General features: G+C 74.2%; 14 protein-coding genes and 1 pseudogene. 13 read left to right on the top strand and 2 right to left on the bottom strand.

The window, feature by feature from the left end; translation table 11 throughout:
• Positions 1–387: 387 nt before the first annotated feature.
• A complete protein-coding gene (locus ACIPYQ_RS05205) occupies positions 388–2,046 on the top strand; it encodes an ice-binding family protein (RefSeq protein ID WP_401246290.1) in 1,659 nt (552 codons plus the stop codon).
• On the opposite strand, the pseudogene ACIPYQ_RS05200 reads toward ACIPYQ_RS05205, so the two are convergent.
• Positions 2,043–3,091, bottom strand: a pseudogene (locus ACIPYQ_RS05200) (helix-turn-helix domain-containing protein). The gene ACIPYQ_RS05205 and the pseudogene ACIPYQ_RS05200 sit on opposite strands and share 4 nt — an antisense overlap.
• Before the next feature lie 301 nt (positions 3,092–3,392).
• Complete coding sequence (locus tag ACIPYQ_RS05195; RefSeq protein WP_401246287.1) at positions 3,393–4,793, bottom strand: hydrolytic protein; 1,401 nt, start codon at positions 4,791–4,793, stop codon at positions 3,393–3,395.
• A 168-nt stretch (positions 4,794–4,961) separates the two neighbouring features.
• Here ACIPYQ_RS05195 and ACIPYQ_RS05190 point away from each other — a divergent pair, with 168 nt between their 5' ends.
• The 12 genes from ACIPYQ_RS05190 (at position 4,962) to ACIPYQ_RS05135 (ending at position 21,385) form a co-directional block, all read left to right on the top strand.
• On the top strand, positions 4,962–5,633 hold the full coding sequence (locus ACIPYQ_RS05190; RefSeq protein WP_361761649.1) for a response regulator transcription factor: 672 nt from the start codon (positions 4,962–4,964) through the stop codon (positions 5,631–5,633).
• 218 nt (positions 5,634–5,851) lie between these two features.
• Positions 5,852–9,043, top strand: a complete 3,192-nt coding sequence (locus ACIPYQ_RS05185) for a hypothetical protein (protein ID WP_401246284.1) — start codon at positions 5,852–5,854, stop codon at positions 9,041–9,043.
• Complete coding sequence (locus ACIPYQ_RS05180; protein WP_401246281.1) at positions 9,040–9,744, top strand: DUF4255 domain-containing protein; 705 nt, start codon at positions 9,040–9,042, stop codon at positions 9,742–9,744. The genes ACIPYQ_RS05185 and ACIPYQ_RS05180 overlap by 4 nt, the downstream gene beginning before the upstream one ends.
• Entirely contained in the window at positions 9,741–11,834 is a 2,094-nt protein-coding gene (locus ACIPYQ_RS05175) for an ATP-binding protein (protein ID WP_401246278.1), read from the top strand. Before ACIPYQ_RS05180 ends, ACIPYQ_RS05175 begins: the two co-directional genes overlap by 4 nt.
• 210 nt (positions 11,835–12,044) lie before the next feature.
• On the top strand, positions 12,045–13,604 hold the full coding sequence (locus ACIPYQ_RS05170) for a phage tail sheath family protein (RefSeq protein ID WP_401246275.1): 1,560 nt from the start codon (positions 12,045–12,047) through the stop codon (positions 13,602–13,604).
• 59 nt (positions 13,605–13,663) lie between these two features.
• Entirely contained in the window at positions 13,664–14,104 is a 441-nt protein-coding gene (locus ACIPYQ_RS05165; protein ID WP_030388073.1) for a phage tail protein, read from the top strand.
• Complete coding sequence (locus tag ACIPYQ_RS05160) at positions 14,101–14,598, top strand: hypothetical protein (protein ID WP_319732171.1); 498 nt, start codon at positions 14,101–14,103, stop codon at positions 14,596–14,598. Before ACIPYQ_RS05165 ends, ACIPYQ_RS05160 begins: the two co-directional genes overlap by 4 nt.
• Entirely contained in the window at positions 14,595–14,753 is a 159-nt protein-coding gene (locus ACIPYQ_RS05155; RefSeq protein WP_185092612.1) for a DUF6760 family protein, read from the top strand. Before ACIPYQ_RS05160 ends, ACIPYQ_RS05155 begins: the two co-directional genes overlap by 4 nt.
• Positions 14,754–14,757: 4 nt before the next feature.
• Positions 14,758–18,312 carry a hypothetical protein gene (locus tag ACIPYQ_RS05150; protein WP_401246270.1) on the top strand — a complete coding sequence of 1,185 codons (3,555 nt, stop codon included), beginning with the start codon at positions 14,758–14,760 and terminating at the stop codon, positions 18,310–18,312.
• Between the two features lie 34 nt (positions 18,313–18,346).
• On the top strand, positions 18,347–18,772 hold the full coding sequence (locus ACIPYQ_RS05145) for a phage tail protein (protein ID WP_030710062.1): 426 nt from the start codon (positions 18,347–18,349) through the stop codon (positions 18,770–18,772).
• A 73-nt stretch (positions 18,773–18,845) separates the two neighbouring features.
• Positions 18,846–19,571, top strand: coding sequence for a LysM peptidoglycan-binding domain-containing protein (locus ACIPYQ_RS05140; RefSeq protein WP_361761627.1), 726 nt, complete (start codon positions 18,846–18,848; stop codon positions 19,569–19,571).
• Positions 19,568–21,385: a VgrG-related protein gene (locus ACIPYQ_RS05135; protein ID WP_401246266.1), complete on the top strand. Its 1,818-nt coding sequence runs from the start codon at positions 19,568–19,570 to the stop codon at positions 21,383–21,385. The genes ACIPYQ_RS05140 and ACIPYQ_RS05135 overlap by 4 nt, the downstream gene beginning before the upstream one ends.
• Positions 21,386–21,433: the final 48 nt, after the last annotated feature.

The following is a 21,433-nucleotide window of genomic DNA, read 5'->3' as shown; positions in this document are numbered from 1 at the left end:
CCGAGCCGGCAGGCCGATGGGGTGCCCCCGCCTGTTCGGCGGTTCTGACATTGCGCCACTCAAATGAACCATTTTTTCTTATTTGCGGCCTATTGCTGCGAAATATGCGTGACTACTCCCGCGTGACGGCGTATCACTACCTCGGGCAGGGAGTCGTTCTCGGTCCCCGCAAGGGGAGCCTGCACACCGGCGCAGGCAGGGGGACTTGCGGCCCTGAGTCGCCATCGTCGCGGGAGCTCGGGTTCCTCCTTCGGGAGGTCCGGGACCCGAAGCAACAAGAAAGGTCCTGCAATGGCATTGGATGTCATCCGGTCGGCTCCACCCGACGCAAGCCCTCAACGCAACCTGCTCAAACGGGGAGCCTTTGCCCTCCTCCCCGCAGCGCTCATGGCGTCGGCCGCCCTGGTCCCGACCCTCGCCCACGCCGCAGAAGCCCCGGTGTTGCTGGGGACCACCGCCAGTTACGGGGTCCTGGCGGGTTCGACGGTCACCAACACGAACCCCACCGTCATCAACGGCGACCTGGGGCTCTATCCGGGCACATCGGTGACCGGCTTCCCGCCCGGCACCGTCAACGGAGTGACGCGCGTGGCCCCCAACGCCGCCGCCGCTCAGGCGAAGTCCGACCTCGTCGTCGCCTACGACGACGCGGCAGGCCGGGGGCCCGGGACCATTCTCGCTTCGGACGAGATCGGCGGACTGACGCTGGGGCCCGGCGTCTACACGGCCCCGGCGTCCCCGCCGTCCCTGCAACTCACCGGGACGGTCACCCTCGACGGCCAGAACGACCCCAACTCCGTCTTCATCTTCCGGATCCCCTCGACCCTGACCACGGCTTCGTCGAGTGTCGTGGCCTTCATCAACGGAGCAAACGCCTGCAACGTGTTCTGGCAGGTGGGCACCTCCGCCACCCTCGGCACGACCACCCAGTTCAAGGGCACCATCCTGGCCATGGACTCCATCACGGTGAACAACAGCGCCGTGATCGAAGGCCGCGCCCTGGCGCGTAATGCCGCGGTCACGATGGACAACAACACCATTACGAGGCCGACCTGCGCCGCCGGCCCGCCCGGACCTCCCGGACCGACTGGCTCGCCTGGCCCGACGGGCTCTCCCGGCCCCACCGGCTCTCCCGGCCCGACGGGTGAGCCCGGCCCCCCTGGCCCGTCCGGTAGCCCCGGCGCCCCTGGTGCACCTGGCCCGTCCGGCAGCCCCGGCGCCCCTGGTGCCCCCGGCCCGACCGGCAGCCCCGGCGCACCCGGAGCCCCTGGCCCCGACGGCAGCCCCGGCGCCCCCGGCCCGACCGGCAGCCCCGGTGCACCCGGAGCCCCCGGCGCCCCTGGCGCACCCGGCCCCGACGGCGCCCCCGGCCCGACCGGCAGCCCCGGCGCCCCTGGTGCACCCGGCCCGTCCGGCAGCCCCGGCGCCCCTGGTGCCCCCGGCGCCCCTGGTGCACCCGGCCCTGACGGCGCTCCCGGCCCCGCCGGACCCACTGGTTCTGCCGGCCCCGTAGGACCCGCCGGACCCGCCGGACCCGCCGGACCCGCTGGACCCGCTGGACCGGCCGGACCCGCAGGGCCCAAGGGGCCTCGCGGTGACAAGGGCGAAAAGGGTGACTCGGGCGATCACGATCACGGTCACGACGACGAGGACGACGAGGGCCACGAGGGCGGCCCCGGTCACGACGATGACGACCACGGCAAGCCCGGCCACGGTCACGACGACGACCACGGAAAGCCGCCCGGCCACGGTCACGACGGCCCCGACCAGGGCAAGCCCCCGTGGGCTGACTTCCTGCCCGGCGGCCTCGACGACGCCTTGGGCCAGTTCCGCCCCGACCACACCGCCAAGAGCGTCAACTTCGCCCACGTGAGCGCCGCCACCGACCGGCAGCCGAAGGCGGCGCCGGCAGACCTCGCCGCGACCGGCTCGGGCAGCGAGGCCGGCATCATGACCGCCACCGCAGCCGCGTTCGCCTTCATCGGAGGCTCGGCCTTCTTCGCCATGAAGCGGAACCGGCGAGGTGCGACACCCCGACAGGACTAGCCCGTCGCAGGCGTGACCGTCTTCGACCCGGTCCGCCGTCCGGCGGCTGAGCCCCTGGACACTCCGTCCAGGGGCTCAGCGGGGTCCGTGCCCGCGTGCGCCTTGACGGCGTCCCCAAGGAAGTTCCGGGTACGGTCCGGGCTCAGTGCCTGGGCTTGCAGGTGCGCGTACATGTCGCTGTAGCGGCACACGTCAAATCGTTTCTCCAGATAAAGGTCGCTGGTGAACCTCTCCAGATACACCACGGTCGCATCGGCGGCATCGGTGAATCGAGCAGCGAGAACTGTCCCGAGACACCCGGGTGCGCACCCACACCGTGGGGGAGGACCTGAACGGTGATGTGCGGCTGAGCGCTGAGGCGGGCGACATGGTCCAGCTGCTCGCACATGACCTCGCGGCCGCCCACCGCGCGCCGCAGCGCCGATTCGTCCAGCACGACCCATAACCGCAGCGGGTTGCCCGGCGCGCGCAGCCGGTCCTGGCGCCGCATCCGTACCTGGAGGCGTGTGGCGGTCTGTTCGGCAGTGGCATGAGGGATCGTTCCTGCGATGACCGCCCGGGCGTAGGCGGGAGTCTGCAGCAGACCGGGGATCACCAAGGGCTCATAGATACGGATCGTGGCGGCCTCGGCCTCCAGGCCTATGTAGGCGCCGTACGGGATGTCGTCGTAGGCGTTCCACCAGCCCTGCCGGCCCGATTCCCTGGCCAGTTGCATCAGATGATCGACGCGCCGCTGGTCCCGGACTCCGTACAGCCCGCAGAGATCCCGCACGTCGCGCGGCTTGATGAGGCGGCGGCCGTTCTCCAGCAGGCTGATCTTCGGCTGGGAAATCAGCAGGCGTGCCGCCACCTGCTGCGTCGTCATACCGCTGATCTCCCGAAGCCGACGCAGCTCCGAACCCAGTCGGCGCCTGCTGACGGTGGGATTGACAGTGACACCCACGAGACGTGCTCTCCTCCGCTCCAAACCCTTGCGCTGGCGAGCAGATTGCCATGTCCAAGGGCTGTGGGATCGGGCTTCGCACCGTGTCGCGCACGGTGCCATCCGGTGCACGTTTCCGGGCAATATGCCAGGAGATCAGCTGCTGCGGCCCACACCTTGTGATGGGAGTTCCCACGCACTGACCGGACCGAAAGGGAGAGTCGAAAACAGGCCATCTTTGGCGCTTCGTCATCTGGTGCCCTGCGTACCCGCGTTAACCGGTCCAGGCGCTGCAGAAATGAAAGCGCGCGGTAGCGAGGAGAACGTCCGTTCGCTACTCAGGAGTACCGATTTCCGGACGCCAGGGCAAAGGGCCCCCTTTGCCCTGGCGTGCAACCTGACCGACGATGTCCGTGCCGCCCGGTCACCGGAGGTCGCTCAGTACTCCGCTCACATTGAGTACTTCGTGACACTCCTGCGCCTGACGGCCGGTGGCCGGGGTGCCCGGCTTCGCACAGGTCACCTGGACGGTCACAGTCTGGCTCTCGGCGATGCTGATGGGGGTGACCCAGTGGTAGTCCTGGTTGCGGAACGTCTCCAGCGCGATCGTGGTGATCTTCCGGTCGCCGAAGTCGATGGTGACCACGCCTTCGTCACCCTGGAAGTTCGCGACCACGATGTCCGTGATCCCGAAGACCTTGCCCGCGGGCACCGTGTAGGTGCCGGTCTTGCTCTGCCCGCCGCCGGTCTGCAGGTCGATGGTGGCCGAGCTCTGCTGCCCGCCGCCTCCCGTACCGCCGCCTCCGCCGCCGCCGGATCCCGTACCCGTACCGGTTCCCGTACCGCCCCCGCCCGCGCCGGGCTGGGTGCCCTTGCCCGCGCCGCCCGGCTGCTTGCCGCCGCCGGTCACCGGGGTCTGCCCGTTCAGGTCCGCGCTGGGCGTCGGCTTCTTCTGGACCGCCTCGTCGGCGGCCTCCTTGGCCGTACTGCGCACGGCCGGACGTACCAGCAGGAACCAGGCGAGCAGCAGCGCGAGCAGTGCGGCCAGCACCGCGAGCAGCCACGTCGGGAAGATCGGGATCTGGACGAACTCCGCGTCCAGCGAGGCCCGGACGCGCTCCTGCTCCGGGCGCTCCCTGCCGTCCTCGCCTGCGCCTGCGCCTGCGCCTGCGCCTGCGGCACTGTCACCGGCTGCGGCTTCGACTTCGGCCACTTCCACGGTGAACGGCCAGGTCACCGGCGCCCCGAACCACACCGGGCTGCCGGTGCGGACCCGCAGTCCCACCTCCGCCGACTCCCCCGGCTCCAGCTTCAGCACCGCGGGGGTGAAGGCGAACTTCAGCTCCTCTCCCGGCTGGGCGGGCGTGAAGCCGAGCTGCACGGGGCAGTTGCCCTCGTTCCGCACGGCCAGTCGGTAGCGTCCGCGCAGCCAACCGCGGCGTCGTTTGGGAGCGCTCTCAGCCCGGAGTTCCCGGAATGCCTCGATATGTACGGTGGTCTCGGGGACCCGCACGGCCTCGGGGTGCTCGGTGGGCAGCACGCGCACGGCGAGCGGTACGTCCCCCGCGCGCACCTGCGGCGAACGGGGCGGCGCCAGACGGATCGTCACCGTTTCCGAGGTGCCGGGGTAGAGGGAGACGCGCTCGGGTTCCACCGTGGTCCAGGCAGCGCAGTCGCCGACGACCTCCAGGCGGTACGCCTCGACGATGTCGCTGTCGTTGCGGACGGTCAGGGTGGTGGATGCGGTACCGCCCGGCGTCACCGAGACCGGCGGGATGTCGAGGCCGGGCGCGCCAGGGCTGGAAGAGGCAGCAGGGGATATCACGCCTCGACGCTACGCCGCCGTCCCGGCCGCATCCACGGACGCGAGGGCAACGCCCCGGGCAACCCCGATGCCCCCACAGACGCTCATCAACTACGGGTACGCAAACCCCTGTTGACCATTCCTCTCCATCCGTGGCCCCACATACGCATCATGGAACAGGTACGACACATGACCCAGACTGAGAACTACGGACCCGCCTCCTCATCCGGCGCCGGCGAACGGGTCACCGTGGCCGTGTACGCACCGGACCCGGTCCTGCACGTCGGAGTCGTCCACCAGTTGCGCCAGCGGCGCGAGATCGAACTCGTCGACGTCGCCGACGCCGACGGCGCGCAGGTGTCGCTCGTCGCCGTGGACAGCGTGGACGACGAGACGGCCGCCCTGCTGTACCGGCTGCGGCACAACTCCGCCACGCGCACCGGGCTCGTGGTGGGCACGTTCGAGTCCGGGGACGCCCTGCAGCGCGCCATCGAATGCGGGGTCACCGCGGTGCTGCGGCGCACCGAGGCCGACCAGGACCGGCTCCTGCGCCTGGTCCTGGCGATAGCCAACGGCGAGGGCGTGCTGCCCGGCGACCTGCTCGCGAAACTCCTCGACCACGTGGGCAGCCTGCAGCGTTCGACCCTCGACCCGCACTCCGTTTCCCTGTCCACGCTGACCTCGCGCGAGGCGGACATGCTGCGCCTGGTCTCGGAGGGCCTGGACACCTCGGAGATCGCGCGCAAGACCTCGTACTCCGAACGGACCGTCAAGAACGTGCTGCACGAGATCATCACGCGGCTGCAGCTGCGCAATCGCACGCACGCGGTCGGCTACGCCCTGCGCAACGGGCTGATCTGACCGCGCGGCGGGAGCCGGCACGCACGGCGAGGGCCGGCGGCGTACGGCGAGGGCCGGCGACGTACGGCGCGGACCGGCCCGCCGCACACCGCGCTGCCCGAAAGCGCACCGGGCGCTTCCCCCGGGTGCGGCCCCACGGCCCTGCCGGCCGCACGCGCCGGGCCGCAAGGTGGCGGGGTCATACGTGAATGCTGTACCGGACTGTGAGGTGGACCGTGATGGGCACGGGTGGCTCCGGCAGTCGTCGACGCCGCTGGGGGAGGGCCGGCGCACCGCTGCTGCTGCTGGTGCCCCTGCTCGCGGTGACGGCGGCCACCGGCCCGGGCGACGCCGAGGCGCGCCCCCTGGCGGCCGACGCCGGTGACGGCCGGGTCGTGTACGCCGGCACGCGCCACCGCAGCCTGGGCCGGGTGGCGACCGGCACGTCCAGTACGCCGCTGTTCGGCGAGGGTCCGGCCCACCTGGACACCCAGCCGGCCGCACTGGGCGACCAGCTGGTCTTCGCGAGCCGCCGCGACGAGCGGACCCCGCAGGTCTACCTGCGCTCCGCGGACGGCTCGGTACGGCGCCTGACCAGCGGCCTGGACGTGGCGAACCCGCGGCTGACCCCGGACGGCCGGTCGGTCGTCTTCGACGCGGCCCAGCCCGCCCAGGCCGGCGGCATCCAGCGCGACCTGTGGCTGGTGCGCACCGACGGCACCGGCCTCACCCGGCTGACCGACTCCCCCGCGAACGAGGAGCACCCCACGGTCTCCCCGGAGGGCGGCCGCCTGGCGTACTCCTCCGACAGCGACCGGGCCGCCGGACGGCAGGTCTACGTACGCCCCCTGCGCGGCGGCGACGCCACCCGCGTCACCGGCCCCGGCAACGGCACGGCCACCGAGCCGGTGTGGAACCCGGTGGACGACAAGGCGAACCGGGACGTGATCGCCTACACCGCCACCCCGACCGGCCCCGACTCCGCCGGGCCCCGCCTGCGGTGGACCGACGGGCGCACCGACGGCCCGCTGCTGGCCGGCGCGCAGGCCAACTGGCGTACCCGCGGGGCAGCGTGGCTGCCCGACGGGAACGGCGTGCTCTTCCTCAGCCCGGACCGCACCTGTGACTGCAAGGGCGACTGGGACCACGTCTTCCGGGTGCCCGCGCACGCGGCGGAAACCCCCCAGCTGGTGCTCAGCGAGGACCGCGAGGTCGGTTCGGCCACCTGGCTCGGCCCGCTGACCGGCGGCGGCGGCGTGGTCGAGCGGACCTCGGCGGCCGGACCGCACGTGGTGACCCTCCAGGACGCCCGGATGGACGGCTCCGACCCCCGCGACCTCGGCCTGGACATCCTCAAGGAGGACCCGGCGGCCGACACCAACACCGACCCGGCCAAGGATCCGCTGTTCCAGCCGGCCCCCGGCTCCGACCCGTGGACCGAACGGCAGAACTACACGCCCGACGGGCGCAGGATCGTGCTGACCCGCTTCGAGGGCGAGCCCGACAGCCGGATCCAGCGGATCTGGATGGCGGACGCCGACGGGACCAATCCCGAAGCCCTGCCGCTCGCCGGCCGCGGCCCCAAGGACTGGGACACCGACCCCACGTTCTCCCCCGACGGCCGCCTCCTGGCCTTCACCCGCACCTCGCCCGGCGGCGTCGGCGGCGCCGCGGGACCCTCCCGCATCCTGATCGCGGACGCCGCCACCGGCGCGATCCGCGGCGAGATCGCCCCGCCCGCCGGCCAGCCCCGGGGCGGCGACGCCCAGCCCACGTGGTCCTCCGACGGCACGGCACTGGCCTTCACCCGCAACCTCGTGATCAACGGCAACGGCGGCAACAAGCACGTCTGGACCGTGCCCGTGGACCACCTGGACCGGCAGCGCGACCTGAGCGCCACCATCTGTCCCGGTGCCTGCGAGGTCATCGACGACAGCCCGGCGTTCTCGCCGGACGGCACCACCATCGCCTTCAACCGCAAGAACGGCGCCGGCCGCGTCGACGAACGCAGCGGCATCCTGCTCGCCTCCGCGACCGGCGGGGGGTGCCGGGTCCTGCTGCCCGACGCCGCCCGCGACGTGCCGGGGGCCTGCGGCCGGGAGCTGCCCGAACCCACGGCCAAGGGACCGTTCCAGCCCCGCGACGCCGCATGGACCGCCGACGGCAAGAGCCTGGTGCTCAGTGCCCGCGGATCCCGGGCCCCCAACAGCCCGGAGAAGCTGAAGCTGGTGGACGTGGCCTCCGGGGACCACAACCTGCTCGTCACCGGCCTGCCGGGCCGCCAGAAGGAACCCGGCGTGCAGCAGTCGGTGGACCTCGCGGTGCGGGCACCCGAGAAGACCCCTCCGCTCACCGTCGGCGGCTCCGGCACGGTCCGGGTGGACGTCGTCAACCACGGCCCGGCGGCCTCGCCCGGCACCCGGCTGACCGTCGCGCCCCCGCTCGGCCTGACCGTCACCGCGCTCACCGCACCCGGCGCCACCTGTGACGCGGCCGCGCTGACCTGCGCCCTGGGCGTGGTGCCCGCCGGCGCCACCGTCACGGTGACCGTCACCCTCACCTGCGTCACCCCCGGGGACCAGCCGATCGACTGGTCGGTCACCGGCACCGTGCTCGACCCCCGCCCCAGCGACAACTCCGGGCGGACCGTGGTGCCGGTGCGCGAGGCGCCCGTACCCCCGAAGCCCACCCCGCCGACGCCGACCCCGGCCCCGCCCACGACCCCGCCCACCACCCCGGCCCCGCCGACGACTCCCGCGCCGCAGCCGGAGCCGCCCGCGCCCCCGGCCGGACCCGGGCTGAGCATCACGGCGCAGCCGAACCCCGGCTACGTCGGCGGCCGGGTCGTCGTCACGTACACCGTCCGCAACGGCCGCAACGCGCTGGCCACCGGCCTGCGGCTGCGCATCGGCCTCCCGCAGGGCGTACCGAACGCCGGGATGCCGCCGGGATGCGGCGCGAACGGGGAATGCTCCCTGCCCGACCTGGCCCCGGGCGCCCGGACCGTCCTGCGGGTCGTCCTCAACCCCGACAAGGCGCTCACCACCCAGGTGACCGGCAACCTGACCACGACCGGCACGGACGCCGACCCCCGCGACAACACCGCCCAGCAGCAACTGCGCATCCTCCAGCCGCGCATCGTCGCCGTGCCGCCGATCGGCAAGCCCGGCTTCGTCACCTCCGTGCGCGGCGAGGACTTCCCGCCCGGCGTGCCCGTGCGGTTCGCCTGGAAGCCGGGCATCACCGCGGCGGCGGCGCCGACCCTCCCGCAGCGCGACGGCACGTTCATCGGCCAGCTGCTGATCCTGGCCAAGGACCAGACGGGCCCCCGGATCATCACCGCGAGCGGCCCCGGCTTCTCGCCGGTGCAGACCGACTTCCTCGTGGTCAACGGCTCGGTGCAGCCGCCCGACGAGGTGACCCGCCGATGATCCACGAAGTCGACGAGGGGCTCCGCCGGCTGCTGGCGGAGTCCGGCCTGGAGGCGTCGGGCATCGAGGTGGTCTTCGACGCCCCGACGAGCGAATGGGCGGCCCGCCGCAGCGCGCCCACGGTCTGCGTGTTCCTGTACGACATCCGCGAGGACCACACCCGGCGCGGCAGCGGCGCGGGCGAGGTCTACGACGCGGACGGCTTCGTCGTCGCGCGCCGCACCCCGCCGCGCTGGTTCGAGCTGACGTACCTGGTCACCGCGTGGGCGAGCCGACCGCAGGACGAGCACCGGCTGCTCTCCCAGGTGCTCTCCTGCCTCGTGAACACCGACACCCTGCCGCCGCGCCTGCTCACCGGCACGCTCGCCGAACTCGGCCTGCTCGTCGACGTGGACGCGGGCGGCACCGGCATGGACGCACCGGCCGCCTCCGACGTGTGGTCGGCACTGGGCGGCGAGCTGAAGCCGTCCCTCGGGCTGCGCGTGAAGGCACCGCTGGCGGGCATCAGCACGATCACGGCCCCGCCGGTCACCGAGGGGCTCGTCGTGAACTCCGTACCGCAGGCCGAACCGGACGGGGCCGAGAACGCCCGCCGGCTGCGCTACACCGGACTGACCGAGCCCGGACCGGAGGGCTTCAGCAGTTCCCGGGAACGGCCGAACGCCCCCGCCCGCCGCCGACGGGGAGAACGACAGCCGTGACGCACACCCTCCCGCCGGAGGCCGCGCCCGCGGTCCCGGCCGACACCACCCCGTACCTGTGGACCCGGCTCCAGCTCGTCGAGGAGCGGGTACGCCGGGCCGTGGAGCTGCGGCGGGCCGTCGATCCCGACCCGGACGACCCCTACCGGGGCCAGTACCTCACGCCCGACGCGGCCACCCGCATCCTGGACGCACCCCAGGGCCCCGGCCTGCCCGCACCCGCACCCGCCGCGCCCCCGCCCGGCTCGCCGCTCGACCTCCTCGCCACGCGCTTCGGGCTGGAGCCGCTCGACGTGGACCTGCTCCTGGTGGCCATGGCGCCGGACCTGGACGCCCGCTTCGAACGGCTCTACGGCTACCTCAACGACGACCTGACACGCCGCCGGCCCACCGTCGGCCTCGCCCTCGAACTGTGCGGGCGCACCGGCGTGGCAGCGGCACGGTTCCGGCTCTCCCCCACCGCACCGCTCGTCGCGGGCGGACTGCTGGAGGTCACCGAGCCCGAACGGCCGCCCCTGTCGCGGGTGCTGGCCGTCCCGGACCGGGTCACCGCCCACCTGCTCGGCGACGCCTCACCCGACCCGCGTCTGGCCGACGTGCTCCGCACGGCCACCGACGACCCGGCCGTCGACCCGGCCGAGCTGCGGCAGGCCGTCGCCGCGGCCGGCAGCGGCACCCGCCACGTCCACCTGCGCACCCGCGGCGGCGATCCCGAAGGCCTGGCCACCGCCGCCCTCCAGGCGCACGGGCCGGGCCCCCTGGCTCTGGACGCCGCGGCACTGGCCCACCACGCCCGCGCCCTGCCGCAGCTCGCCCGCGCCACCGCCCGCGAAGCCCGCCTGACGGGCGCCGGTGTGCTGATCGGGCCGCTGGAAGAACTGCCCGACCAGCCCGACGAACGCGCCCGGGTCCTGCGCACCCTCTGCACCGTGCTGCGCGGCATCCCCCTGTTCACGTACGCAGCGAGCGGCTGGGAACCGGCCTGGGCGGCCGACACCCCCGTCACGCTGACGGTGGCCGCCCCCACTCCCGACCGGCACGTCACCCGCTGGCGGCACGCGCTGGAGCGGGCCGACGGGGAACACGGCACGGGCGGGGACGCCGACGCGCTCGCCCGGTCCGTGTCCGCGCACCGCCTCGACGCCGGGCAGCTGCGGCGCGCCGCCGACACCGCGGTGCGCACCGCCGCACTCGACGGCCGCCCGCTCTCCCCCGACGACCTGCGCACCGCCGTACGGGCCCAGAACGGCGCGGGGCTCGCCCGCCTCGCCCGCCGGGTGGAGCCCGCCGTGGGCTGGGACGACCTGGTGCTGCCCGCCCCCACCCACCGCCGGCTGCGCGAACTCGCCGTACGCGCCCGCCACCGCGACCAGGTGCTCGGGCAGTGGGGCATGCGGCCCGGCGGCGGGCGCGGGCGCGGGGTGATCGCGCTGTTCGCCGGGTCCTCCGGCACCGGCAAGACCATGTCCGCCGAGGTCGTGGCGGCCGACCTGGGCATGGACCTGTACGTGGTGGACCTGTCCACGGTCGTCGACAAGTACGTCGGCGAGACCGAGAAGAACCTGGAGCGGATCTTCACCGAGGCGTCGGCCGTCAACGCGGTCCTGCTCTTCGACGAGGCCGACGCGATCTTCGGCAAGCGCTCGGAGGTGAAGGACGCCCACGACAAGCACGCCAACATGGAATCGGCGTACCTGCTCCAGCGGATGGAGTCGTTCGACGGCATCGCCATCCTGACCACCAACCTGCGGGCCAACCTCGACGAGGCGTTCACCCGCCGCCTGGACGTGGTCGCGGACTTCCCGGTGCCCGACGCCACCCAGCGCCTGGCCCTGTGGGAGCGGTGCCTCGGCGGCCGGCTGCCCCGGGCCGGGGACCTCGATCTCGGCTTCTGCGCGGACCGGTTCGAACTGGCCGGGGGCTCGATCCGGGCCTGCGCCGTGACGGCCGCCTACTTCGCGGCCGCATCGGGTGAACCGCTGACCATGAGTCAGGTGGTGACGGCCGTCGCCCAGGAGTACCGCAAGCTCGGCCGCCTCGTCCTGGAGAGCGAGTTCGGGCCGTACCTGGGCGAGGTCACGCAGGTGTGAACGGGGCGGCCGGGCACGGCGCCTGGCCGACCGGCCGGGCGCGGTGCCTGGCCGACCGGCCGGGCGCGGTGCCTGGCCGGTCCGGCGGGGGCGACCCGGAGGGCATCGCACTTGCCCCCGGCCAGGGCCGAATGTCTCTGCCACCGACGGCGACCTCCGGAAAGGCTGTGGACAGACCTGATCGTGAAGCCGTAACCCGAAGGAGCGAGCATGCCGACGTACCTCACCCCGGGCGTGTACGTGGAGGAGGTGCAGTCCGGTGCTCGCCCGATCGAAGGGGTCGGCACCGCCGTCGCCGCGTTCGTGGGCTTCGCCCAGAGCGGTCCGTTCCACGAGCCGACTCTGGTCACCAACTGGGACCAGTACTCCCAGCACTTCGGCGGCTTCACGGAGGGCACCTACCTGCCCCACGCCGTCTACGGGTACTTCGCCAACGGCGGCGGCGCCGCCTACGTCGTCCGCATCGGCGGGCCGGCCCAGGACGCCTCCGCACCGGCCGCCGCGGGCACCGCAACGCAGCCCCGCGCCGTGCAGCCGGTCGAGCTCGGCGGCTTCCTGATCGCGGCCCGGCCGGGCGCCACCGGCGTGTCCGTGGAGATCGCCGAGGCGGAGGGCGAGAACCCGCCCGAGGACCGCTTCAAGCTCCTGGTCCGCCAGGGCGAGCAGGTGGCCGAGACCTACGAGGTCTCCGCCCGCAAGAACGTCAAGGGCTACCTCGTCACCCAGGCCCGCGCCTCGAAGCTGATCGAGGTCACCGAGCAGCGGGGCGCCACCCAGACCCGGCCCGCCGGGCAGACCGTCGTCGTGCCCGACGCCGCCGCCGCGTCGCCCGCCCCCGCCGGCCGCGGCGGCGTGGCCCGGCTCGACCCGGCCGAGTACGTCGGCGACTCCGCCGCCCGCACCGGCTTCGCCGGCCTGGAGACCATCGACGAGATCACCATGGTCGCGGTGCCGGACCTGATGAGCGCCTACCAGCGCGGTGACATCGACTCCGAGGGCGTCCGCACCGTGCAGCTCGCGGTGATCTCGCACTGCGAGCAGATGGGCGACCGGGTGGCCGTCCTGGACACCCCGCCCGGACTCTCCGCGCAGCAGGTGCGCACCTGGCGCAACGACGAGGCGGGCTACGACTCCCGCTACGCCACCCTCTACTACCCGTGGGTGAAGGTCTTCGACCCGGCCGCCGGCCGCAACACGACCGTCCCGCCCAGCGGCCACGTCGCCGGCGTGTGGGCGCGCAGCGACGCCGAGCGCGGTGTGCACAAGGCCCCCGCCAACGAGGTGATCCGCGGCGCGGTGGACCTCGAACTGCGCCTGAGCAAGGGCGAGCAGGACCTGCTCAACCCGATCGGCGTGAACTGCGTACGGGCCTTCCCCGGCCGCGGCATCCGGATCTGGGGTGCCCGCACCCTCTCCTCCGACCCGGCCTGGCGCTACCTGAACGTGCGCCGCCTCTTCAACTACCTGGAGGAGTCCATCCTCCTGGGTACCCAGTGGGTGGTCTTCGAGCCCAACGACGACCGGCTCTGGTCGAGCATCCGGCGCAACGTCACCGCGTTCCTCACCGAGGAGTGGCGCCGCGGCGCACTGTTCGGCCGCACGGCCGCGGAGGCGTTCTACGTCAAGTGCGACCGGGACAACAACCCGCAGGAGTCGATCGACCAGGGCCGCGTGGTCTGTGAGATCGGCGTGTCGCCGGTCAAGCCCGCCGAGTTCGTGGTGTTCCGGCTGGCCCAGTTCTCCGACAGCACCAGCCTCGTCGACGAGTGACCCTCCGGGACAGCAGCACCGGCAGCACCAGCAGCAGCAAGGAAAGGTGAAGGACAGTCATGGCAGAGGGCGATGCTCTTTCCACCCATATCTTCGGCGTGCAGCTCGGCGGCTACCTGGTCGAATCGATCCAGGAGATCAGCGGCCTGACCGTCGAGGAAGAGGTCGTCGAGGTCCGCCAGGTCAGCGCGGAGGGCAAGCAGATCATCCGCAAGCAGCCCGGCGCCCGCCAGGCCGGCGAGGTCACGATCACGCGGGGACTCGACAAGAGCAGCGAGTTCACCAAGTGGATCAAGGAGACCCTGAACAACGGGGCCGTCGACACCGCTCGGCAGAACCTCACCATCGAGATCAAGGACTCCACGGGGGCGACCGTCCGCCGCATCCAGCTGATGCAGGGCTGGGCCTCCAAGTGGGAGGGCCCCTCCCTCAAGGCCGGCGAGTCCGCCGCGGCCACCGAGTCCGTGACCATCGTGTTCGAGGAGATCATCGTCGAATGAGACGTCGTACGGTGACTGCGGGCAATCTGGAGGAGATCCTCCAGGTCACGGCGCCCACGACGGCCCCGGAGCAGGCGGCGGCGCCCCCGGCCGCCGCCGCTCCGGCGGCACGCGAGGACCACGGGCTGCGGACGGAGTTCGAGTTCGAGCTGCCGCGCGGCTATGTCGACGAAGCGGGCACGGTGCACCGGCACGGCTCCATGCGCCTGGCCACCGCCCGCGACGAACTGCGGCCCCAGATCGACCTGCGGGTCAAGGAGAACCCGGCGTACCTGAGCGTGGTGCTGCTCAGCCAGGTGATCACCCGGCTCGGCACCATCACCGACGTGCACGCCGGGATCGTGGAACGGATGTACGCGACCGACGTCGCGTTCCTGCAGGACTTCTACCGGCGCGTCAACAGCGAGGGCCACACCCGCGCGGCGGTCACCTGCCCGCACTGCGAAGGCGGCTTCGAGGTCGACCTCTCCGGTGGGCGCCTGGGGGAATCGTGACGTACGCCCTCCCCCGGCTCAGGGAGGAGATCGCGTACATCGCCTACCACTTCCACTGGCAACGCGAGGAGATCCTCGACCTCACCCACGGCGAGCGCCAGGAGTGGGTCTCCGAGATAGCTCGCATCAACACCCGTGTGAACGAAGGCGGTTGAACGCATGGCATGGCGGGACAGGCTGCGTCGGCGCGCCGCCGTGCCGGACGCCGCGACCGACCGGGCAGCGGCGCCGACGGCCCCGAACACGGCCGACGCGCCGGTGGCCGCCGCACCGGTGACCGGCGTACCCGGCGACTGGGACGGCGGCTGGCGCATGACGGCGCCGCCCGCACTGACCGTGTCCCGCGCGGCCCTCGGCGTCAGCGACGGGCTCGCCTTCCGGTCCGGCCTGGCCGCGTGGCGCGATCCGTCGTTCGACACCGGGCTCGCCCACGCCCTGCTGCCGTCCGCCCCGGCCGGTCTCGTACGCGGGGTCACCCGCCCCGCCGCCGCCCGCCCCGGCTCCACCGCTGGCGGCGGCCCGCTGCTGCTGCGGGCCCTGCGCCAGCCGGACGCGGCGGAGCAGCCCCCGGCTCCGGGCGCCCCCGGACCCGTACGCCCCGACGCCCCGTCGTCCCGTCCGAGCAGCCCGGGCGGACGCGGCGCGTCCACGCCCGTACCCGCCGTGCAGCGGGCCGCGGCGACGGGCGGCCGCTCCGCCGTGACCCCTGCCGCACCCGACCGTGCGCCGACGCCGCCGCGGTTCCCGCTGATCCGCCGGATCGCGGTGGTCCCCGACGCCTCGGCGACCCGGGGAGCGTCCGCCGGGCGTGCCGCCACACCCCCGTCCGGGCCGCCCGTCCAGCGGTCCGCGGCCCGCCCGTCCGGCTCTACGGGGGGCACGGGCGGGGAGACCCCCGCCACCGCCGCGGTCCGGCCGCGCGCCGTCGGCCGCACACTGACCGTCGCACGCGTCCCCGCCACACCCAGGCGCCGCGTACCCGCCGTCCGGCCGGCCCTGGCCGCGCCCGTACAGCGCGCGGAGAACCGCACACCCCTCGGCACCCCCGTCCCGGACACGTCCGGACAGGGCGCGGAAGGCCGCGCACCGCTCGGCACCGCCGCCTCGGACACGCCCGGGCAGGGTGCGGGAAGCCGCGCACCGCTCGGCACGCCCGTCACCGAACTGCCCTCCACGGCCACGCCGTCGGACCGCCCCGCAACGCCCTCCGCCCCGGCCATGCCGATGGTCCAGCGCCAGGTGGAGCCCGCCGCTGCCGACAACAGCGCGACGAAGCCGACGGCGCAGCGCCAGGCGGAGCCCTCCGCCAAGGGCGCGGGCACACCCGGCAACGGTGCGACGAAGCCCCGCGCGGAGCAGCCGACCGTGCAGCGCGAGGCAGACCCCTCCGCCAAGGGCGCCACCGCACCCGGCAACGGTGCGCCGACGCCCGGCACGACCGGCCCGGACACGCCCGTACAGCGCGCGGGAAACCGCCCGCCCCTCGGGACGCCCCTCACCGAACTCCCCTCCACCGCCACGCCGTCGGACCACCCCGCGACAGCCTCCGCGCCCACCCCAGCGCTGCCCGTGGTCCAGCGCCTTGCCGAGCCCTCCGCCGAGGGTGGTACCGCTCCCGGCAACGGGCGGCCGAAGCCCGGCGCGCAGCGCCCGGCGGAGCCCGCAGCCGGCCCGGGCGCGCCCCTGCAGCGCGCCGAAATCCGTCCGCCGCTCGGCACTCCCCTCACAGGGGTCCCCGCCACCGCCGTACCGTCGGACCACCCCGCGACGGCGCCCACGCCCGCCCCGGCCATGCCCGTGGTCCAGCGCCAGCCGGAGCCCACCACTCCCGGCAACGCTGCGCCGAAGCACGGCGCGACCAGCCCGGGCGCGCCCGTGCAGCGCCAGGCAGACCCCACCGCCAAGGGCGCGGCCACACCCGGCAACGCTGCCCCGAAGCACAGCACGACCGGCCCGGACGCGCCCGTGCAGCGCGCGGGAAACCGCCCGCCCCTCGGGACGCCCCTCACCGAAGTCCCCTCCACCGCCACGCCATCGGGCCGGCCCGCGACGGCCTCCACGCCTGCCCCGGCGCTGCCCGTCGTCCAGCGCCAGGCGGAGCCCGCCACTTCCGAGACCGGCGCGCAGCGCCCGGCGGAGCCCACAGCCGGCCCGGGCACGCCCGGGCAGCGCGCGGGAAGTCGGCCGCCGCTCGGCGCTCCCCTCACCGAACTCCCCAACACGGCCACGCCGTCGGGCCAGCCCGCACCGGCCCCTGCGCCCGCCCCGGCGCTGCCCGTCGTCCAGCGCCAGGCGGAGCCCGCCGCTCCCGATACCGGCGGGGCGAATCCCGGCGCGCAGCGCCAGGCCGAGCCAACAGCCGGCCCGGGCGTGCCCGTGCAGCGCGCGCAGAGCCGCCCGCCGCTCGGCGCTCCCCTCACCGAACTCCCCGCCACGGCCACGCCGTCGGGCCGTTCCGCGACGGCCTCCGCGCCCACCCCGGCGCTGCCCGTCGTCCAGCGCCAGGCGGAGCCCGCCACTTCCGAGACCGGCGGGGCGAAGCCCGGCGCGCAGCGCCAGGCCGAGCCAACAGCCGGCCCGGGCGCGCCCGGGCAGCGGGCGGGAAGTCGGCCGCCGCTCGGCGCGCCTCTCACCGAACTGCCCGCCACCGCCGTGCCGTCGGGCCGTTCCGCAGCGGCCTCCGCGCCCGCCCCGGCGCTGCCCGTCGTGCAGCGCCAGGCGGAGCCGTCGGCCGGCGACAGCACGGGGCCGCAGCCCGCCGAGCCGACCCGCGGGTCCGGCCAGGGCCGGTCCGCGCCGCGCATCCGCACCGGCCTGGGGGCTCCGCTGCCCTCGATGCCGCCGAGCGCGGCGCCGCCCGTTTCCCCCGCACACCGGGCCCGGGCCGCTCGGCCCGCCTCCCCCGCCGACGTACAGCGTGCGCCCGCGCCCCTGCTGGGGGCCGGCGGCGTACCGCGCCGTACAGGCGCACCCGGCACGCCCTCCGGTTCCGGCCGCCCGGTCCCGCTGGTCGTCGCCCGCACGGTCACCGACAAGCCGGTCGGCGCCTCCGCGGCGGCGTCCTCCCGCGCCCTCCAGCTCCTGGCGGCGCGGCCGCTGCCCCTCGGCACCCGGGACATGGGGAGCGCGGCCCCGCCCGCCCCCCGCCCGGCGAGCCGCCCCGTGGTCGCGGCGCGCTGGCCCGCCCCGTCCGCCGCACCGCAGCAGGTCCAGCGCGCCGCGGTGGACGGGCCGCGGGGCGGCCACGTCGTACGCCCGGCGCGCGGCCCGCGGCACGCGCCCGCGTCGGCCCCGGCCCGCGCCGCGGCCACCCCCCTGCCCGTGACCTCCCCGCACACGCCGCCGCTCGTGGTCCAGCCGGCCCCGGCCGTGCCCTCGGCGCAGTCCGTACCCGTCGTGCGCCCCAGGACACCGGCCCCCACCGCCGTCCCGGGAGCCGCCAGCCCCGCGGCACCGGCACCGGCACCGACACCGACACCGACAGCGGCCCCCGTGCAGCGCACCCCCGGCGGCCCCCGGACCGGCCCGGCCCCCGCCGGAGGCGGCACGCCCGACCGGCACGCCCCGGCCGACCGGCACGCGGCACCGCAGGTCCCCGACGCCGATCTGGACGATCTCGCCCGCCGCCTGCTCGATCCGGTCTCCCGCCTGCTGCGCACCGAACTGCGGCGCGGCCGGGAACGCGCGGGCCGGCCCTTCGACGGCCGTCGCTGAGAACACGTACGCACGAGAAACGGACGACGGACCGATGACGGACAACATCTTCGCGACCAGCGTGTTCTTCCGGCTGGCGATCGGCGGCAACGACCTGGGCGCCTTCCACACCTGCTCCGGCATGGGCGCCGAGGTCGAGATGGAGAGCTACGCCGAGGGCGGCAACAACGGCTTCACCTGGCAGCTGCCGGGCCGTGTGACCTGGTCGAACATCACCCTCACCCGGCCCGTCACCGCCGACACGGCGAAGATCGGCCGCTGGCTGGACGAGACGCTGCGGCGGGTCGAGCCCAAGGACGGCGAGATCGTCGCCCTGCGACCCGACCTGAGCCGGATCATCAGCTGGCAGGTGTTCGGGATCGTCCCGGTCCGCTGGCAGGGGCCGTCCTTCGACCCCGCCAACTCCGCCGCGGCGGTGGAGACGTTGGAGATCGCCCACCAGGGGCTGCTGCCCTCCTGACCGCCCCCGCCCGCATCCATCCTCCTCGCCCTCGCCCTCGTCCTCGCCCCCGCTCCGGAAGGGAGTCCGCGCCATGGCCTCATCGGCACGCGCCAGCCGCGCCAGGGCCCAGCTCACCCTCAAGGAGCCCCCGACCTCGGTCGGGGCCAAGCCGGGCGGGACGATCGCGAAGCTCGATCTCCAGTTCAACCCGTCGACCCTGCAGCTGGGCAAGACCACCGAGTGGCGGCGCTCCCCGTCCCGGATGGCGGGGCAGTCGGCGCTGCCCGAGTTCGTCGGCAGCGGTCCGCGCACCCTGAGCCTGGAGGTGTTCCTGGACGCCACCGCCACCCACGACAACTCGGTGGAACAGGCGGTGGAGAAGCTCATGAAGGCGTGCGTGCCGACCCCGGCCAGCCTCGGCCGCAAGAAGCCGGCGAGCCCCTGGGTGCGCTTCGAGTGGGGCAGCGCGCGGACAACCTCGTTCGACGGGGTCCTGTCGAACCTGTCGGTGTCGTACACGCTCTTCGACGTCGACGGGAAGCCGCTGCGCGCCACCTGCTCGCTGTCCATCGAGGAGGCGAGCGTCGACCCGCCGGGCCAGAACCCGACCTCCGGCTCACGCACCGCCCGCAGCACGCACACCGTGGTGGCGGGCGACAGCCTGGCCATGCTGGCCTGGCGCGAATACGGCGACGCGACGGCCTGGCGGGCCATCGCCGAGGCCAACGGCATAGACGACCCGATGGCGCTCGTCCCCGGCACCGAGATCGTGGTGCCGGGCACGCGCGACCAGCACGGCGAGGAGGAGCAGCGGTGAGCGGGTCCGAACCCGGAGGCCGGTCGTTCGCGGCCGACCCGATCGTGGAGGCCCCCGGCGAACTGCCGCCGATCTGGGCGGCGCAGCTGGTGAGCTGTGTGGTGGACGAGAACGTGGGCCTGCCGGACACCGCCGTGCTCACCTACCGCGACCCCGACCACGAGTTCCTGCGCGCCACCGGCATCACCATCGGCAGCCCGCTGCGCGTATCGGTGATGACCGTGAAGGGGCAGGCGCGGGAGCGGCTGTTCAACGGCGAGGTCACGGCCCTGGAGATCGACCGGGACCGCACCGGCTCGTTCACCGTCGTCCGCGCCTACTCCAAGGCGCACCGCCTCCAGCGCGGCCGGAAGGTCGTCGCCTACCGGAACATGACGGCCGCCGCGATCGTCCGCAAGGTCGCCGCCGGAGCGGGCCTGGCCGTCGGGAAGGTGGAGGCGGCGCCGGTGACGTACAAGCAGCTGTCCCAGGCCAACGTCTCCGACTGGGACTTCCTGCAGTACCTCGCCGGCGAGAGCGGCGCGCAGGTGCGCGTCGACGACCAGGGGACGCTCCAGTTCACCCGGCCGGTGAAGGCGTCCGGGGCGCCCGCCCCGTCGACGTCGGCCGTGCGCAATCCGCTGGTCCTGGAGTACGGGCGGAACCTCCTCGCCCTGCGGGCCGCGCTCTCGGCCGCCGACGGCTCCTCGACCGTGCAGGTCCGCGGCTGGGACGTGACCACCAAGCGGCCCCTGGTCGCCCAGCAGCCGTCGGTGGTCAGCGACACGGTGGTGCCGGGCCTCAGCCCCGCGCTCGCCGCGCGCTTCGGCAAGTCGACCGTGGCCGTCACCGACACCCCGTACCGTACGCAGGCCGAGACCACGGCGGTCGCGAAGGCGGCGGCGGACCGGATCAGCTCCGGTTTCGGCGAGCTGGAGGCGGTGGCCGAGGGGAACCCGCTGCTGCGGGCCGGCAAGGCGATCGCGCTCGGCAACGTCGGACAGGCCTTCTCCGGCCGGTACACGGCGACGGCCGTGCAGCACGTCCTGGAGCCGCACGGCGGCTACCGCACCACCGTGTGGGTCAGCTCCAGCCCCGACCGCTCCCTGGCCGGCCTGGTGACCGGCGCCAACGCGCCGGGGCGCGGCCCGCGCATCCCCGGTCTCGCGATCGGCGTGGTCACGGACGTGCGCGAACCGAACGGGTCCCAACGCGGCGCGGTACGCCTGAAGTTCCCCTGGCTCGACGACACGTACGTCACCGACTGGGTGCGCACCGTCCAGTGGGGCGGCAAGGGCGGAGGCGGCGTGGTGAGCCCCGAGGTCAACGACGAGGTGCTCGTCGGGTTCGAACAGGGACTGCTCGACAGCCCCTACGTCATCGGCGGGCTCTACAACGGCGTGGACCAGCCCTCGCCCCACGACGTGCCGCTGATCGACAAGACCAGCGGCAAGGTCAACCGCCGCTCGATCGTGTCGCGTTCTGGCCACCGCGTGGAACTGCTCGACGCCCCGGCGCCGGGCCCCTCCGGGCTGCGGCTGGTGACCGGGGACGAGCGGCTCGAAGTACGCATGGACGACCGCCGCGACCGCATCGAGCTCACCGTGTACGCGGGGCGGGGCCGCCCGCTGACCTCGGTCGTGATGGACAAGAACGGCATCACGCTCGACGCCCGCCAGGGCAACGTGAAGGTGTCCGGCCGCCAGGTCGACATCGACGGCACCGCCGGGGTCAGCATCGGCGGCCGGTCGGTGAAGGTGAACGGCACCTCGGACGTCACCGTCAACGGCGGCCTGCTCGCCGTCCTCAAGGCCCGGCTCATCCGGATCAACTGACCACCGCCCCCTCCCGCTTGGACCACGACCGCCTTCCCCGAGGAGAAC

It is taken from the genome of Streptomyces sp. NPDC090045, assembly GCF_044747975.1.
GTDB lineage: Bacteria > Actinomycetota > Actinomycetes > Streptomycetales > Streptomycetaceae > Streptomyces.
Note: the sequence above shows the minus strand (reverse complement) of the source record. Positions and strands in the feature narration are given on the sequence as shown.

Coding starts and splice junctions, on each gene's coding strand:
- ACIPYQ_RS05205 (WP_401246290.1), top strand. CDS start 388: ATGGCGTCGGCCGCCCTGGTCCCGACCCTCGCCCACGCCGCAGAAGCC.
- ACIPYQ_RS05190 (WP_361761649.1), top strand. CDS start 4,962: ATGACCCAGACTGAGAACTACGGACCCGCCTCCTCATCCGGCGCCGGC.
- ACIPYQ_RS05185 (WP_401246284.1), top strand. CDS start 5,852: ATGGGCACGGGTGGCTCCGGCAGTCGTCGACGCCGCTGGGGGAGGGCC.
- ACIPYQ_RS05180 (WP_401246281.1), top strand. CDS start 9,040: ATGATCCACGAAGTCGACGAGGGGCTCCGCCGGCTGCTGGCGGAGTCC.
- ACIPYQ_RS05170 (WP_401246275.1), top strand. CDS start 12,045: ATGCCGACGTACCTCACCCCGGGCGTGTACGTGGAGGAGGTGCAGTCC.
- ACIPYQ_RS05165 (WP_030388073.1), top strand. CDS start 13,664: ATGGCAGAGGGCGATGCTCTTTCCACCCATATCTTCGGCGTGCAGCTC.
- ACIPYQ_RS05160 (WP_319732171.1), top strand. CDS start 14,101: ATGAGACGTCGTACGGTGACTGCGGGCAATCTGGAGGAGATCCTCCAG.
- ACIPYQ_RS05150 (WP_401246270.1), top strand. CDS start 14,758: ATGGCATGGCGGGACAGGCTGCGTCGGCGCGCCGCCGTGCCGGACGCC.
- ACIPYQ_RS05145 (WP_030710062.1), top strand. CDS start 18,347: ATGACGGACAACATCTTCGCGACCAGCGTGTTCTTCCGGCTGGCGATC.
- ACIPYQ_RS05140 (WP_361761627.1), top strand. CDS start 18,846: ATGGCCTCATCGGCACGCGCCAGCCGCGCCAGGGCCCAGCTCACCCTC.